General features: G+C 45.5%; 13 protein-coding genes. 12 read left to right on the forward strand and 1 reads right to left on the reverse strand.

Going from position 1 to position 15868, the window contains the following annotated elements; translation table 11 throughout:
• Positions 1-11: 11 nt before the first annotated feature.
• The 8 genes from NBH16_RS05370 to NBH16_RS05405 all read left to right on the forward strand — a co-directional run bounded on the left by NBH16_RS05370 (position 12) and on the right by NBH16_RS05405 (position 7057).
• Positions 12-878 carry a glycosyltransferase gene (locus tag NBH16_RS05370; protein WP_227713895.1) on the forward strand — a complete coding sequence of 289 codons (867 nt, stop codon included), beginning with the start codon at positions 12-14 and terminating at the stop codon, positions 876-878.
• Positions 844-1320, forward strand: coding sequence for a glycosyltransferase (locus NBH16_RS05375; protein ID WP_233524138.1), 477 nt, complete (start codon positions 844-846; stop codon positions 1318-1320). The genes NBH16_RS05370 and NBH16_RS05375 overlap by 35 nt, the downstream gene beginning before the upstream one ends.
• Positions 1313-1747, forward strand: coding sequence for a glycosyltransferase family protein (locus tag NBH16_RS05380; RefSeq protein WP_233524136.1), 435 nt, complete (start codon positions 1313-1315; stop codon positions 1745-1747). Before NBH16_RS05375 ends, NBH16_RS05380 begins: the two co-directional genes overlap by 8 nt.
• A gap of 63 nt (positions 1748-1810) precedes the next feature.
• Positions 1811-2314 (forward strand): glycosyltransferase, encoded by a 504-nt coding sequence (locus tag NBH16_RS05385; RefSeq protein WP_129984488.1) that lies wholly within the window; start codon positions 1811-1813, stop codon positions 2312-2314.
• Between the two features lie 229 nt (positions 2315-2543).
• Positions 2544-3812: a glycosyl transferase gene (locus NBH16_RS05390; RefSeq protein WP_129984489.1), complete on the forward strand. Its 1269-nt coding sequence runs from the start codon at positions 2544-2546 to the stop codon at positions 3810-3812.
• Positions 3809-4639, forward strand: a complete 831-nt coding sequence (locus tag NBH16_RS05395; RefSeq protein WP_129984490.1) for a glycosyltransferase — start codon at positions 3809-3811, stop codon at positions 4637-4639. The genes NBH16_RS05390 and NBH16_RS05395 overlap by 4 nt, the downstream gene beginning before the upstream one ends.
• A gap of 35 nt (positions 4640-4674) precedes the next feature.
• The gene (locus NBH16_RS05400; RefSeq protein WP_129984491.1) at positions 4675-5727 is read left to right on the forward strand and encodes an NAD-dependent epimerase; all 1053 of its coding nucleotides are present in this window, start codon (positions 4675-4677) and stop codon (positions 5725-5727) included.
• A 16-nt stretch (positions 5728-5743) separates the two neighbouring features.
• The gene (locus tag NBH16_RS05405) at positions 5744-7057 is read left to right on the forward strand and encodes a UDP-glucose dehydrogenase family protein (protein WP_129984492.1); all 1314 of its coding nucleotides are present in this window, start codon (positions 5744-5746) and stop codon (positions 7055-7057) included.
• A 215-nt stretch (positions 7058-7272) separates the two neighbouring features.
• Here NBH16_RS05405 and NBH16_RS05410 read toward each other — a convergent pair whose 3' ends face one another.
• Positions 7273-8433: an ATP-binding protein gene (locus NBH16_RS05410; RefSeq protein WP_036632038.1), complete on the reverse strand. Its 1161-nt coding sequence runs from the start codon at positions 8431-8433 to the stop codon at positions 7273-7275.
• 349 nt (positions 8434-8782) lie between these two features.
• On the opposite strand from NBH16_RS05410, the gene NBH16_RS05415 reads away from it, so the two are divergent.
• The 4 genes from NBH16_RS05415 to NBH16_RS05430 all read left to right on the forward strand — a co-directional run bounded on the left by NBH16_RS05415 (position 8783) and on the right by NBH16_RS05430 (position 15847).
• A complete protein-coding gene (locus NBH16_RS05415; RefSeq protein ID WP_005857863.1) occupies positions 8783-10669 on the forward strand; it encodes an amidophosphoribosyltransferase in 1887 nt (628 codons plus the stop codon).
• Entirely contained in the window at positions 10666-11847 is a 1182-nt protein-coding gene (gene carA, locus NBH16_RS05420; RefSeq protein ID WP_250788204.1) for a glutamine-hydrolyzing carbamoyl-phosphate synthase small subunit, read from the forward strand. The genes NBH16_RS05415 and carA overlap by 4 nt, the downstream gene beginning before the upstream one ends.
• A gap of 118 nt (positions 11848-11965) precedes the next feature.
• Entirely contained in the window at positions 11966-15193 is a 3228-nt protein-coding gene (carB, locus tag NBH16_RS05425; protein ID WP_005857859.1) for a carbamoyl-phosphate synthase (glutamine-hydrolyzing) large subunit, read from the forward strand.
• A gap of 72 nt (positions 15194-15265) precedes the next feature.
• Positions 15266-15847 carry a Crp/Fnr family transcriptional regulator gene (locus NBH16_RS05430; protein ID WP_005857857.1) on the forward strand — a complete coding sequence of 194 codons (582 nt, stop codon included), beginning with the start codon at positions 15266-15268 and terminating at the stop codon, positions 15845-15847.
• The last annotated feature ends 21 nt before the right edge of the window (positions 15848-15868 follow it).

Raw genomic sequence — 15868 nt, forward strand, 5'->3', positions numbered from 1 at the left:
TGAGGGAATCTGTGGCAATAGTAGTTGTCTTGTATAAAGCAGAGTTGAGTTTATTCCATAAGGATCTATTAAAGAATGGAAATATCACTCTAATAGTCGTGGATAACACACCCGGTAGAGATTTGGATTTAAGGGCGGATAGGCTGGTGTATATCCCTTTGGGGGATAATCTGGGTATTGCGACGGCACAAAATGAAGGGATCGGGCAAGCTCGTGAATCGGGATGTGACTATGTGATTTTCTTCGATCAAGATAGTGTGATCCCTGAGGGGTATGCTAACAGGATGGTTGAGGAATATAAGCGTATTAATGGATTAGTGCCTAATCTGTTTTTGTTGGGCCCGACAGTAACAAATGGCCGTACTAAAGAAGTGTATAAATCGACAATCCATCGGGATGTATGGGCGGCAGAGGATTTTATATTGAGGCGAGAGATTATCAGTTCGGGCAGTTGTGTCGCCCTGCGGAAAATAGAGGAGGTGGGACTAAATGATGATTACTTATTTATTGATTATGTGGATTTTGAATTGTGTTGGAGGGCTAATAACAAAGGTTTTGTGAATGGTTTAACCACAAATATTAAACTTATTCATTATGTAGGGCAACAAGAGTACCGGATATTTAACCAGCTTGTCATCATTTCAGCCCCGATACGATATTATTATCAAGTACGAAATTATTTATGGTTAATTAGACGTTGTTACGTCCCAATGCAATGGAAGATTAATCGTGCGATTAAGTTAATTGTATTTCCAATTTCTTTTCCTTTCAAGGTTAGGTGTTGGCGAGAGATTTATGTGCAAATGTTTAGAGGTGTAAAAGATGGATTATTAGATAAAAGATATGGTAAAAGTAGGAGTGGTAATGGTGTTATATAACCCTGATTTTGAGGTGACAAAGAAAGCTCTGTCATCATTGGCTAGTCAGGTAGACCAAATATGCGTAGTGGATAATTCTCCTTCTGACCACTCGGAGGTGCTGGGCGGTTATGAGTCGGTAGAGTATAAACCATTGCTGAAGAATGTAGGTATTGCTGCTGCACAGAATATAGGCATTCGTCATTTTATAGATTTAGGTTATGATTTCGTACTTTTTTCGGATCAAGATTCGATTGCATCAGAGAAAGTGGTGAGCAAGTTACTTGAAAATTATCAAGCGCTTCAAAAGAAGGGAATAAAGGTTGGAGCGGTAGGAACCCGGGCGATTAATCGGCAGAGTGGAATGCCGTATGGGGATAAGTCAAAAATGATAGCGAGGTTTTCTAAAGAAACCTTTGTTAATTCATCCGATATCATTGATCTCGAGGATATCATTGCTTGATGTAGGAGGGTTTGATGAGTCTTTGTTTATTGATGGCGTAGACCATGAATGGTGTTGGCGGGCATGGCATAAATCGCAATGGCGATCTTTTGTCGTTGAAGACGCTAAGATTAACCATCAATTAGGGGAAGGTGATAAAAAAGTGGCTTCAAGATCGATAGCCATTGCTTCTCCGTTTAGGATGTATTATCAGTTTAGAAATTATTTGTGGCTTTGCCGAAGAGACTATGTCCCCGGATATTGGAAAAAGAAGAATGGCGTAAAATATTTAGTGAAATTATTTTATTTCCCGATTTGTATCGCACCAAGGGCAATGTATTTAAAACATATTATACATGGGGTTATAAGAGGATTGAACCCGGTTAAATCTAATTGGCCTATATTCTTAATATTAAGCAGTTTGACTAAGAATTTAATGGGAGGGTAAATGTCTGATAATAAGAAATATACAGGCGGTTAATCCTGTTGTTTCATCTTATCCATTGGTTGCATGATGGGTAAGATCTCTGTTTGTATAGCTACCTATAATGGGGCAAAGTATATTAAGGAGCAGCTGGAATCTATATTGTGCCAGCTATCGGAAGATGATGAGGTGATTGTGTCGGATGATAGTTCTACTGATGAAACTTTACAACGAATAGCAGAACTTGATGATAGCAGAATTCAGATTTATATATTTGATAGAGATAAAAGTGGTCTGTCGCTGATTAATCTAGTAACAACAAATTTTGAGAATGCTTTAAAGATGGCTACTGGAGAGATTATCTTTTTAGCGGATCAAGATGATGTATGGTGTGAGAATAAGGTTAAGATAATGTCATTGATACTAAAAGAATATGATTATGTGGTAAGTGATTGCTATTTGACAGATTCAAATCTTATTGTTAAAAGTAATACCCGTTTTGATGGAAGCGTTACATTGAGCCGTTGGAAGGCACTTTATAAACCCACTCCTTGGCAGGGTTGTTGTGCGGCTTTTAGGCGGAGCGTTTAGGAAAAGTCTTTGCCTTTTCCTAAAGGAATACAATCTCATGACCGTTGGATAGGTTATGTCGCTTCCTTCTTTTTTACTTATAAAATTCTTGAAGATCCTCTTATATTTTATAGGAGACATGATACGAACGCTTCTACATCAACAGGTAAATCTAGAAATGGTATAGTCTATAAAATAAGAACCCGGTTGAAATATATTTATGAACTTATAAAATTGAAATTTCGGTAATATGGCGAACTTTTCTACAAAGGAACGATTAATAGCATCGTTTCTTTCTGCTACACCAGGATTGAAAAGATTGGTTAAGCAGATATATATAACTATTAATGCAGTTATTTATCATAAAGACTACAATGCAAAGATTCTGGATTCAAGAGTGAATGAAATAGTTTCTTTTTATTCTGACTCGGAAAGTTTTGGCGGTTATTATGATAAGACTTCCATTAATAATAAAGGGATGGTGTTAGTGAATATTCCGACACAATCAACCGCTGTTAAGCCCAATCCTAGATTTCCCGTAGGAATAAGGGTTGTTGATTTGAGGACGAGGCAAAAGGTGAATTTAATAGATAGTGAAACTTATACATGGCAGCAAGGAGTACGATCTCAATGGATTGATGATGATGTCGTTGTTTTCAATGTCTTGAAGGATAATAAGTATAAGGCATTGGCATATTCATTAGATGAACGGATTGTAGTAAAAGAGTTTGAGTTTCCTGTGCAGGATGCTTATCTCAAAGATTATTTCTTGTCAATAAATTATAGTAGAATAATGGCGTTACGTCCGGATTATGGATATCGTAGTCTTGCTATTCCTTCTAGGACGGAATTAGAGTGTTTGGATAATGATGGTATTTGGTATGTCTCATATAATGATGGCGAGAGTAAATTACTTTATACTTTGCAAGAGATCATATCCGTCGAACCTAAAGATACTTTTGATGTAAGTCTTCATAAAGTGAATCATTTAATGATAAAACCTGATGGAAAAGGATTTATTTTCATACATCGATGGTATAGAGGAAAACGTAGGTTTGACCGTTTGATGTATTCGGATTTCAAGAGAATGAAAGTTCTGGCTGATGACGAAATAGTCAGTCACATGTGTTGGGTAGATGATAATACTGTGTTTGGTTATCTTCGTTATGAGGGTAAGGATGGTTTCTATTTTATAGATATAAATACTGGAAAGTTTACTTTGTGTGACAAGATGACGGAATTGGCTACAGGTGATGGGCACCCGACAGTATATGGAGAGTGGATCGCATTTGATACTTATCCGGATAAAAGCAGGATGCAGCATCTTTATCTTTATCATATAAAAACGTGTGAGTTGTTTCCTTTATTAGAACTATATCATGGACTGAAATATACAGGGGAGTGTCGTTGTGATTTGCATCCTCGTTTTTCTAAAGATGGACGATATGTTTTTTTTGATACGGTTTATTTGGGTAAGCGGACTCTTTGTTATATAGATATATCACGGATTGTAGTATGAGTATTTCAGTATTAATGTCTGTTTATAAATCAGAGAAAGCAGACTACTTGGCTCGAGCCTTGCGGAGTGTTTGGACGGATCAAACCTTGAAACCGGATGAGATTGTTTTGGTTGAAGATGGACCATTGGGTGATGAATTGATACGTGTCATTATTGATTGGAAGTCTTTGTTGAGGGAACGCTTGGTTTTATTGAGGAATGATTGTAATTTGGGATTAACTAAATCTTTGAACAAGGGGCTGAGTGTGGTAAAATCAGATTTTATCGCTCGTATGGATAGCGATGATATATCGCATCCATTGCGATTTGAGAGGCAGGTGAGGTATCTGAAAGAACATCCGGAGGTATCGGTGCTTGGAGGTGCTTTGCAAGAGTTTGATGCGGAGCATGAGGATTTGGGTATACGTCATTATCCTCTGACAAATAAAGATGTAAAAAGTTCTATTTGTAAAGCATCACCATTGGCTCATCCGACTGTGATGATGCGTCGTTTTATATTTGACAATGGATTAAGGTATGATGAGCGTTATCGAACGAGCCAAGATCTCGCTTTGTGGTATGATGTACTCTGTAAGGGATATCAGATCGGAAATATCAAGGATGTAACGATTTATTTTCGCCGAGAAGGAGATGTCTTTAAGCGAAGAAATAAAAGAAAAAATACTTTCAATGAGTTTAAGATTTATGTCAATGGGATCTCTCGTTTGTATGGACGTTTCTCTTGGCGTTATATTTATCCGATAGCTCGTTTGATGTTTAGGTTGCTTCCTGTCTCGGTAGTGAGAAATATCTATGGAAGTAATATTCGTAAAAGGATCTTAGAATAATTTCTTACACAAATCTTTTTTCAACATACATATTTATGAAGGTTTTATTGACCGGCTCCGCCGGTTTTATCGCCTCGTTTGTCGCACGGCGTTTACTGGAGCGGGGAGACGAGGTTGTGGGCTTGGATAATATCAATGGATATTATGATACGGCCTTGAAGTATGGTCGCTTGAAGGAGGCGGGCATACGGGAAGAGGAGGTGGATTGGTATAAATTGACTCCGAGCCATACGTATGAGAGATACCGCTTTATCCGGATGAATCTGGAGGATCGGCAGGCGATGCGGATGCTTTTCGCCAACGAGGGGTTCGATGCGGTGGTGAATCTGGCCGCCCAAGCAGGCGTACGTTATTCGATCACGAATCCATATGCGTACGTGGAATCGAACTTGGATGGTTTTATCAATGTGCTGGAGGGATGCAGGCACCATCAGGTGAGTCATTTGGTGTATGCCAGCTCTAGCAGCGTGTATGGGCTGAATGCGGATGTGCCTTTTTCGGAGAAAACGAGTATCGCTCATCCCGTGAGTTTGTATGCCGCATCCAAGAAGTCTAACGAGTTGATGGCGCATGCGTATAGCCAATTGTATGGGGTTCCTGCCACGGGTTTGCGCTTCTTTACGGTGTATGGACCCTGGGGGAGGCCGGATATGTCTCCTTTCTTGTTTACTGACGCTATTCTGCACGATCGTCCGATTCAGGTATTCAATAACGGGGATATGTTACGTGACTTTACGTATATTGATGATATCGTGGAGGGAGTGATACGGGTCTTAGATCACCCGGCTACACCGAATCCGGATTGGGACCCGGAGCATCCGGATCCTAGCTCCTCCTCCGCACCCTATCGTATTTATAATATAGGCAATTCACAGCCTGTCAGGTTGATGGATTTTATACAAGCTATAGAGAGCGCTTGCGGGAAAGAGGCGGTGAAGGATTTTCTTCCGATGCAACCGGGGGACGTGTATCAGACGAACGCTGATACTACATTACTTCAACAGGCAGTGGGTTTTAAGCCTTCAATGGATATTCAAGAGGGTGTTAATCGAACCGTGGCGTGGTTCAAATCATATTATAATCTATAAAAATAAATTCTACGGTATGAAAATAGCGATTGTCGGGACAGGATATGTCGGTTTGGTAACGGGTACCTGTTTTTCAGAGATGGGTGTGGACGTTACGTGCGTGGATGTGATGGCCGAGAAGATCGAGAACTTGAAGAAGGGTGTCATCCCGATTTACGAGCCGGGCTTGGAGGATATGGTCCATAAGAATTATAATGCCGGACGTTTGAAGTTCACGACGGATCTCTCCTCCGTTCTGGATGACGTGGAGGTGGTGTTCAGTGCGGTAGGTACGCCTCCGGACGAGGATGGCAGTGCGGATCTGCGTTATGTGCTGGAGGTTGCCCGTACGGTAGGGCAGCATATCAATAAATATACGTTAGTGGTGACTAAAAGTACGGTGCCGGTGGGTACGGCCCGGAAGGTCAAGGCCGCTATTCAAGAGGAATTGGATAAACGGGGTGTGTCTGTTGAGTTTGACGTGGCCAGTAATCCGGAGTTCTTGAAAGAGGGAAATGCGGTGGATGATTTCATGAAGCCAGATCGTGTGGTGGTCGGCGTGGAATCGGAGCGAGCACGAAAACTGATGGAGAAGTTGTATAAGCCCTTCATGATGAATAACTATCGCTTGATCATTACGGATGTTCCTTCCGCTGAGATGATCAAATACGCTGCCAATTCCATGTTGGCTACCCGTATTAGTTTTATGAATGACATCGCTAATCTTTGTGAACTGGTGGGTGCTGACGTGAACATGGTGCGTAAGGGAATAGGTTCAGACAGCCGTATCGGGAGTAAGTTCTTGTACCCGGGATGCGGCTATGGTGGTTCTTGCTTCCCGAAAGACGTAAAAGCATTGATCAAGACGGCGGAAAAGAATGGCTATACGATGAATGTCTTGAGAGCGGTCGAGGAGGTGAATGAGAGGCAAAAGAGCGTGTTGTTTCATAAACTTCAAAAACATATTTCAGACTTATCCGGCAAGACGGTGGCCTTGTGGGGCTTGGCTTTTAAGCCGGAGACGGATGATATGCGTGAGGCTACCTCTTTGATCTTGGTTGATTTGCTGACGAAAGCGGGTGCTACGGTCAGGGTGTATGATCCGATCGCTATGGCGGAGTGCAGACGTAGGCTGGGTGACAAGGTCGTCTATGCGAGTGATATGTATGACGCTACGGTGGATGCGGATGCCTTGTTACTGGTTACGGAATGGAAAGAGTTCCGTATCCCTAGCTGGGCTGTACTTAAAAGACTTATGCGTAATTCCTTATTGATCGATGGTCGTAATATTTATGACGCTCATGAACTTCATGAAGCTGGTTTTATTTATGAGTGTATAGGGAAACAATAGCAGATATTTTTATGGAGTAAAGTAACAACACGTATATGTCATTATGGATGGTAATGTCGTTTGCGGAATGAGCAGATGATAAAGGAGTGGGGAAGATAGGGATTTTCCTGCTTTCTGATATATTTAAAAATAATCACCTTGGACATTCATTTCCTTTTTGAAGGGGGGAGACGAATGGCTGGGGTGATTATTTTTTTTAGGTGATGACTATAATACTACCACATCATACCCATGAGCCAGAATGGAATGGCGTTGCCTACAGGGTAGTCGGTGTTGTCTCTCAAGACATAGTCCGCTTCTTTAGGATTTTTGTTTTTTCCTCCAACTTCTAGGGTTTGTGATACATGGTCTTTTGTAATCACATAATCACCTTTCTTCTCGTCTTTCATGGCGTTTATCTCGTAACCTGCCCTAGAAAAGCAGTGGACAGTGTAGGCTTCACGTTCCGTTCCTTGGTCTGCATTCAAAACCTTATAAGCACATGGGTCTGCGAACAACATTTTTGCGCCAGTGCTACGGGCTTTCGTGTCATTGGGGTACTTTACTATTTTCAATAGATCTACACTTTCCATCACAAAGAGTAGTTGATAGAGTTTTTCCGCTCCTATTCCCCAGTCGGAGCATAAGGAGGTGACTTGTACACGAGGTATTGAGGAGTTTGCCAGTGTGCCGATAATGGCTCGCATCACACGTAGGTTGTTTTCGGAAATGCTAGGCAGGAAGAACGGTATATCGTTATTGAGAATTTTGTCGATGATAGCCATGTAACGTGCTTCGAAATCTTTCTCTTGGTAGAAAGGACGTGTACCGTAACTACGATAATTGAGGAAATGGTTCAACAGCTCCGCATCTGGTTGTGTAGGTAGTATTGTGTCTCCCAGTTTATACTTGGGGTATATTTGGCCAGTTTCAAGATATAGAAATTCTCTGAACGACATTAAAGGCATCTGTATCGCTACATAACGTCTGGACAAGTCGGCTTTGCCATCACGAAGTACTAACGATGAGGAATCTGAAATCCAGATGATTTTTCCTGGATAGTCATCATACAAGGCCTTCAGATGTATGCTCCAGTTTGATGCGTAGTGAATCTCGTCGATAATAACACCTTCATAACCAAGCATGAATACGCTACTAACTAAGTCATAGAGCGGTTCGCCAATAATCTTCGGATTATCAGCAGAAAAGTATAATAAGCGCCTGCCTTGTGAATGATGGAGTAGAAATGTAGATTTGCCACATCCTCTGGCACCGGTTAGCATCAGGTTTTTAGGGAGCTCATCAAACTCCGTGGTAAATGGCCGCAATCTCTGCGGAAGAGCCGCTAATCGGCGTTGCATGGCCGTTATCAGTGTTTGGAGTATATTTGTATTCATTCTATGGAATTTATATTTACGCACAAAATTACCGAATTATTTCTATGATAGAAAGAATTTATGCAAGAATATTTCTGTGCCAGAAAGAATATTGGTGTTTTTCTTTCTGTTACGGAAATATTACGGTTCTCGGATGGATATCTTTGAAAGGCCTCTTTCAAGAGGGAAATGAGTGGCTTATGGATTGAAAATAAAACGCTCCCTTTTGCTTATAAAATGTAAGCTTTGTTAACCAAACGTCCGATAAAAACATTTTTTCCGTGAAAGTGTCAATTATTTTATGTTTGTTTAAACAATATGTTAGGTATTGTCTGTATCTTTGCGGCAAAATCAAAAAGTTGATTCGACAATGGAAGTATTGAAGCACGAGTGTGGTGTTGCCATGGTCCGGTTACTGAAACCCTTGGAGTATTATCACGAGAAGTACGGTAGTTGGATGTATGGACTGAACAAGCTCTATTTGCTGATGGAAAAGCAGCATAACAGGGGGCAGGAAGGAGCGGGCTTAGCCTGCGTGAAGTTAGAGGCAAATGCCGGAGAGGAATATATGTTCCGTGAACGGGCCGTCGGGACCGGAGCTATTACCGAGATATTTGCCGCAGTTCACGAACACTACAAGGATTTAACCCCCGAGCAACTCAACGATCCGCTATTCGCCAAAGCCAACCTACCTTTCGCCGGAGAGCTTTATATGGGCCACCTCCGTTACAGTACCACCGGAAAATCCGGAATCTCTTATATCCATCCTTTTTTACGACGCAATAACTGGCGTGCAAAGAACCTTGCCGTTTGCGGAAATTTCAACCTGACAAATGTTCATGAAGTATTCGAGGAGATCACGGCGATCGGTCAGCATCCCCGGAAATATTCCGATACGTATATCATGCTGGAGCAGCTGGGACACCGGCTGGACCGGGAAGTGGAGCGCCTGTACCAAAAGTGTGAGGCGGAAGGATTGAGAGGGATGGATATCACGCATGCCATCGAGGATCAAATTGATTTGTCGAACGTGCTGAAACGCTGTACCCCGGGCTGGGATGGTGGTTTCGTGATTTGCGGTATCACCGGTAGTGGCGAGTCGTTCAGCGTGCGGGACCCGTGGGGAATCCGTCCGGCCTTCTATTATGCGGATGATGAGATTATCGTGTTGGCTTCCGAGCGTCCGGTTATACAAACCGTGATGAACGTGCAGGTAGAGGATATCCGGGAGTTGAATCGGGGAGAGGCGATACTCGTCAACAAGAAAGGCGAGTGGCATATCTCCCAGATCGTGGAGCCGAAAGAGAATAAGGCTTGTTCCTTCGAGCGTATCTACTTCTCACGGGGTAGCGACGTGGATATTTACAGGGAAAGGAAGCGTTTGGGAGATAATCTCGTGCATCCGATCTTGAAAGCGGTGGATTACGACTTGAATCATACCGTCTTCTCTTTTATCCCGAATACGGCCGAGGTCGCTTATTTCGGGATGCAGGAGGGGTTGAACAACTATTTGAATAAGCTGAAAAAAGAATGGATCGCCGATCGTAGTCACCTGCTCAGGGAAGAGGAACTGGAGCAAATCCTTTCCATGCGAGTCCGCTCGGAGAAAGTAGCTATAAAAGATATAAAATTACGTACATTTATCGCTGAGGGCAATAGCCGCAATGATCTGGCGGCGCACGTATATGATATTACTTACGGAAGTATTGAACCTTTTATCGATAATCTGGTTGTGATAGATGATAGCATCGTGCGGGGTACTACCTTACGCCAGAGTATTATCGGTATCTTGGATCGCCTGCATCCGAAGAAAATCGTGATCGTAAGTTCTTCTCCGCAGGTACGTTACCCGGATTATTACGGTATCGATATGTCCCGGATGAACGAGTTTATCGCTTTTAAGGCTGCGGTGGCCCTGTTACGTGACCGGGGGATGGAATACGTGATCTTGGACGCTTATCAGAAGGCGAAGCGACAACAAACAGCGGCGGATGGTCCGTTGGTGAATTACGTAAAGGAGATATACGCCCCGTTTACGGACGAGGAGATATCCGTTAAGATGGTGGAGTTGCTTACACCGGCCGGGACACAGGCGAAAGTAGAGATCGTCTACCAGACTTTGGAGGGCTTGCATGCCTCTTGTCCGGAGCATCCGGGTGACTGGTATTTCTCCGGCGATTACCCGACACCGGGCGGGACTCGGTTAGTGAACGAGGCTTTTATTCACTATATGGAAGAAGAATATTTAGTGAAATGACACAACATACAGATTCTATGCAGACAAACAGAACAGCAACTTTGATGTTAGACGACGGTACCGTCTTCCGTGGCTACTCTTTCGGCTATGAGAGACCGGTGGCTGGCGAGGTCGTGTTCAATACCGCTATGACCGGATATCCGGAGAACTTGACGGACCCTTCGTACGCAGGCCAGTTGATGGTGTTGACTTATCCGCTCGTTGGTAACTACGGTGTCCTGCCTCGTACGTTCGAGCCGAACGGGATCGCTACGTTTATGGAGAGCGAGAAGATCCATGCCGAGGCGATTATCGTTAGCGATTACAGCCATGAGTATAGCCACTGGAACGCCGAGTGCAGTTTGGGCGACTGGTTGAAGGAGGAGAAGATCCCGGGCATATACGGTATCGATACGCGTGCGTTGACTAAGAAATTGCGTGAGCATGGCGTGATGATGGGACGCATCGTTATCGGCGATGCCGATAACGAAATTGGAAATGGGGAATTGAAGATCGAGGATTATGAGCATGTGAACTATGTGGATCGGGTATCGTGCAAGGAGATTATTTGTTACCTGCCCGATGGTACGAGCCAGACCTGTTCTTTATCGGAAGCCTCCGATTCCCGATTCTCGATTCTCGATTCTCAATTCCTAAAGCGCGTCGTGCTTTTGGACTGCGGCGTGAAACATAACATCATCCGTTGCCTGTTGAGGCGTAACGTGGCGGTGATCCGTGTGCCTTGGGACTACGACTTCAATCAGCTGGAATACGATGGCTTGTTTATCAGTAACGGTCCGGGCGATCCGGATACTTGCGATGCCGCCGTGCGGAATATCCGTAAGGCGCTTTTCGGGGATAAGCCGATTTGCGGTATTTGCATGGGTAACCAGTTGTTGGCGAAAGCCGGCGGTGCTTCTATCTATAAATTGAAGTACGGTCATCGTAGCCATAACCAGCCGGTACGTATGGTAGGCACGGAGAAATGCTTCATCACCTCGCAGAACCATGGTTACGCCGTGGATAACGATACGCTGGGTGAGGAGTGGGAACCGCTGTTCATCAATATGAATGACGGGACGAACGAGGGTATCAAGCATAAGACGAAGCCTTTCTTCTCCTCTCAGTTCCATCCCGAGGCTTGCAGCGGGCCGCTGGATACGGAGTTCATGTTTGATAAATTCACGGAATTGTTGTAGCCGGGGATTTACGCCCACCCTAAACGAGGGATTAGGGCAACCCTAAATGAGTGTTTAGGTCTACCCTAAACGGGTGTTTAGGCTTACCCTAAAAGAGAACATTAAAAAAAGTAAAGCAATGAAAGAAGATATAAAGAAAGTCCTGATACTCGGTTCCGGAGCCTTGAAGATTGGTGAGGCGGGCGAGTTCGATTATTCAGGCAGCCAAGCCCTGAAGGCGATTAAGGAAGAGGGGATTCAAACGGTATTGATCAATCCGAATATCGCTACGGTACAGACATCGGAAGGAGTTGCGGACACGGTTTATTTCCTGCCCGTTACTCCTTTTTTTGTGGAAAAGGTGATCGAGAAGGAACGTCCGGAAGGTATCTTGCTCGCTTTCGGCGGGCAGACGGCGTTGAATTGTGGCGTGGCTCTTTACCAAAGCGGCGTGCTGGAGAAGTATGGCGTGAAGGTATTGGGTACCCCGGTGCAGGCTATCATGGATACCGAGGATCGGGAGTTGTTCGTACGCAAGCTGGATGAGATCGACGTGAAGACGATCAAGAGCGAGGCCGTGGAGAACGCCGCTGACGCTCGCCGTGCGGCCGCCGAGCTGGGGTATCCGGTCATCGTCCGTGCCGCTTATGCACTGGGGGGCTTGGGTTCCGGTTTCTGCGACAATGAGGAAGAATTGGACGTGTTGGTAGAGAAGGCTTTCTCTTTCTCTCCGCAAGTATTGGTGGAGAAAAGCTTGAAGGGCTGGAAAGAGGTAGAGTACGAGGTGGTGCGCGACCGCTTCGATAACTGCATCACGGTATGTAACATGGAGAATTTCGACCCGCTGGGAATCCATACGGGAGAGTCTATCGTGATTGCCCCCTCGCAGACTTTGAGTAATACGGATTATCATAAATTACGTGAGTTGGCGATCCGTATCATCCGCCATATCGGTATCGTGGGCGAGTGTAACGTGCAATACGCTTACGATCCGGAGAGTGAGGATTACCGGGTGATCGAGGTGAACGCCCGCTTGAGCCGTTCTTCGGCCTTGGCTTCTAAGGCGACCGGTTATCCGTTGGCTTTCGTGGCCGCTAAATTAGGTTTGGGCTACGGTTTGTTCGACTTGAAAAACTCCGTGACGAAAACGACTAGCGCTTTCTTTGAGCCGGCTCTCGATTACGTGGTATGTAAGATCCCTCGCTGGGACTTGGGTAAGTTCCACGGCGTGGCTCGTGAGTTGGGTTCCAGCATGAAGTCGGTTGGCGAGGTGATGGCGATCGGACGTACCTTCGAGGAGGCTATCCAGAAGGGCTTGCGTATGATCGGGCAGGGTATGCACGGTTTCGTGGAGAATAAGGAGTTGGTGATCGAGGATATCGATAAGGCTTTGCATGAGCCTACCGACCGCCGTATCTTCGTTATCTCGAAGGCATTCCGTGCTGGTTATACGGTAGACCAGATTCATGAGCTTACCAAGATAGACCGATGGTTCCTACAGAAACTATATGGAATCATGCAGACCTCCAAGGAGCTTCACGCTTTCGATATGAAGGGGATCCAACGTTGGCGCATCAATCCGGAGTTGATCCGCCGGGCGAAGATACAAGGGTTCTCTGATTTCCAGATCGCACGGGCGATCGGTCTCGACGGGGATGTGGAGAAGGGTATGATGTTGGTTCGCCAGTTCCGTAAGGAGCATGGCATTCTTCCGGTGGTGAAACAGATCGATACCTTGGCCGCCGAGTATCCGGCGCGGACGAATTACCTGTACCTGACGTATAGCGGTACGGAAAACGACGTGACGTACTTGGGCGATCATCGCTCGATTGTCGTGCTGGGTTCCGGCGCTTATCGCATCGGTAGCTCGGTGGAGTTCGACTGGTGTGGCGTGCAGGCCTTGAATACGATCCGTAAGGAGGGCTATCGTTCCGTGATGATCAACTACAATCCCGAGACGGTGTCTACCGACTATGATATGTGCGATCGTCTTTATTTCGATGAGCTTACCTTCGAGCGTGTGATGGATATCCTCGAGCTGGAGAACCCGCACGGCGTGATCGTCTCCACCGGCGGCCAGATCCCGAATAACTTGGCGATGCGTTTGGACGAGCAGCATGTGAATATCTTGGGGACATCCGCCAAGAGCATCGATAATGCCGAGGACCGTGAGAAGTTCTCCGCCATGTTGGATCGTATCGGCGTGGATCAACCCCGCTGGAAAGAGCTTTCTTCCATGGAGGATATCAATGGCTTCGTGGCGGAGGTAGGCTTCCCCGTGTTGGTTCGCCCGAGTTACGTGCTGAGTGGTGCCGCCATGAATGTCTGCTCGAATCAAGAGGAGTTGGAGCGTTTCTTGAAATTGGCCGCCAACGTCAGCCAAAAGCATCCGGTGGTGGTAAGTCAGTTCATCGAGCATGCGAAAGAGGTGGAGATGGATGCCGTGGCCGATCATGGCGAGATCGTGATGTATGCCATTAGCGAGCATATCGAGTTTGCCGGGGTTCATTCCGGCGACGCTACGATTCAGTTCCCGGCCCAGAAATTATATGTGGAGACGGTTCGTCGTATCAAGCGTATCAGTAAGCAGATCGCTAAGGAGCTGAATATCTCCGGCCCGTTCAATATCCAATATCTGGCGAAGGGCAATGAGATCAAGGTGATCGAGTGCAACCTTCGTGCCAGCCGTTCCTTCCCGTTCGTGAGCAAGGTGCTGAAGATAAACTTCATCGAGTTGGCTACCCGTGTCATGCTGGGCTTGCCGGTAGAGAAACCGAATAAGAATGAGTTCGATTTGGATTACGTGGGTATCAAGGCCTCTCAATTCTCGTTCAATCGCTTGCAGAAAGCCGATCCGGTATTAGGGGTCGATATGGCTTCCACGGGCGAGGTGGGTTGTCTGGGCGACGATGTATCCGAGGCGGTGTTGACGAGTATGCTCGCTGTCGGGCAACGGGTTCCGGAGAAGAATATCCTCCTGTCCACCGGTACGCCGAAGCAGAAGGTAGCCATGCTGGATGCCGCTAAGATGTTGGCGACGAAAGGCTACAACCTATTCGCTACGGGAGGTACGCACCGTTTCTTGGCGGAGAATGGCATTCCGAGTACGAAGGTGTACTGGCCGAGCGAGAAGGGAGAACCGCAGGCGCTTAAGATGCTTCATGAGAAGCAGATCGATATGGTCGTGAATATCCCTCGTGACCTTTCCGCCGGCGAGCTTGACAACGGCTATAAGATCCGCCGTGCCGCCATCGACCTGAATATCCCGTTGATTACGAATGCCCGTCTGGCGAGCGCTTTCATTCAAGCCTTCTGTACCTTGAGCGTAGATGATATCTGCATCAAGAGTTGGCAGGAATATAAATAAATGGGGGCTTGATGTAAATCAAGTGGTATTTATTTCGTAAGTTTGCGGAAACAAACAAAAACAACCATGAATATGGATACAGCGATATTTATAGCTCGCAGGATCGCGGCGCAATCGATTCTACTCAGTGAGGAAGCCGCCCAGAAACTGGCCTCTATCTTAATCCGGACAGAATTGAAAAAAGGCGCCCTGTTTTTGAGCGAAGGAGAGGTTTGTACGCAACTCGGTTATGTCTATAAGGGAATGGTTCGCCAGTTTTACTTCAAGAATAAGAAAGAGCTGACCGAGCATTTCGCCAGCGAGGACAACATCTTCATTTGCATCGAGAGCTTCTTGCGCCAGCGTCCCGCTAATCTGTTGGTGGAGGCCTTGGAGAATACGGTGCTGTATGGCATTCCTCATGATCCTTTATTGGCATTGTGCGCCGAGGATTACGAGATCGAGGTCATGTATCGCCGCCTGTTGGAGAATTCGCTGATCCTGTCTCAACGGAAGGCGGATTTCCTTCGTTTCGAGACCGCTAATGAACGTTATGCCCGCTTATTGAAAGAACACCCTGAGATCGTGCAGCGTGCCCCCTTGTCCCATATCGCCTCTTATTTGCTGATGACTCCCGAGACATTAAGCAGGGTAAGGGCCAATATGCAGCTATGAGGGGCTTGTAGGTGTTAATTA

Source organism: Parabacteroides sp. Y3-G-102 (assembly GCF_023656845.1).
Classification (GTDB): Bacteria; Bacteroidota; Bacteroidia; order Bacteroidales; family Tannerellaceae; genus Parabacteroides; species Parabacteroides distasonis.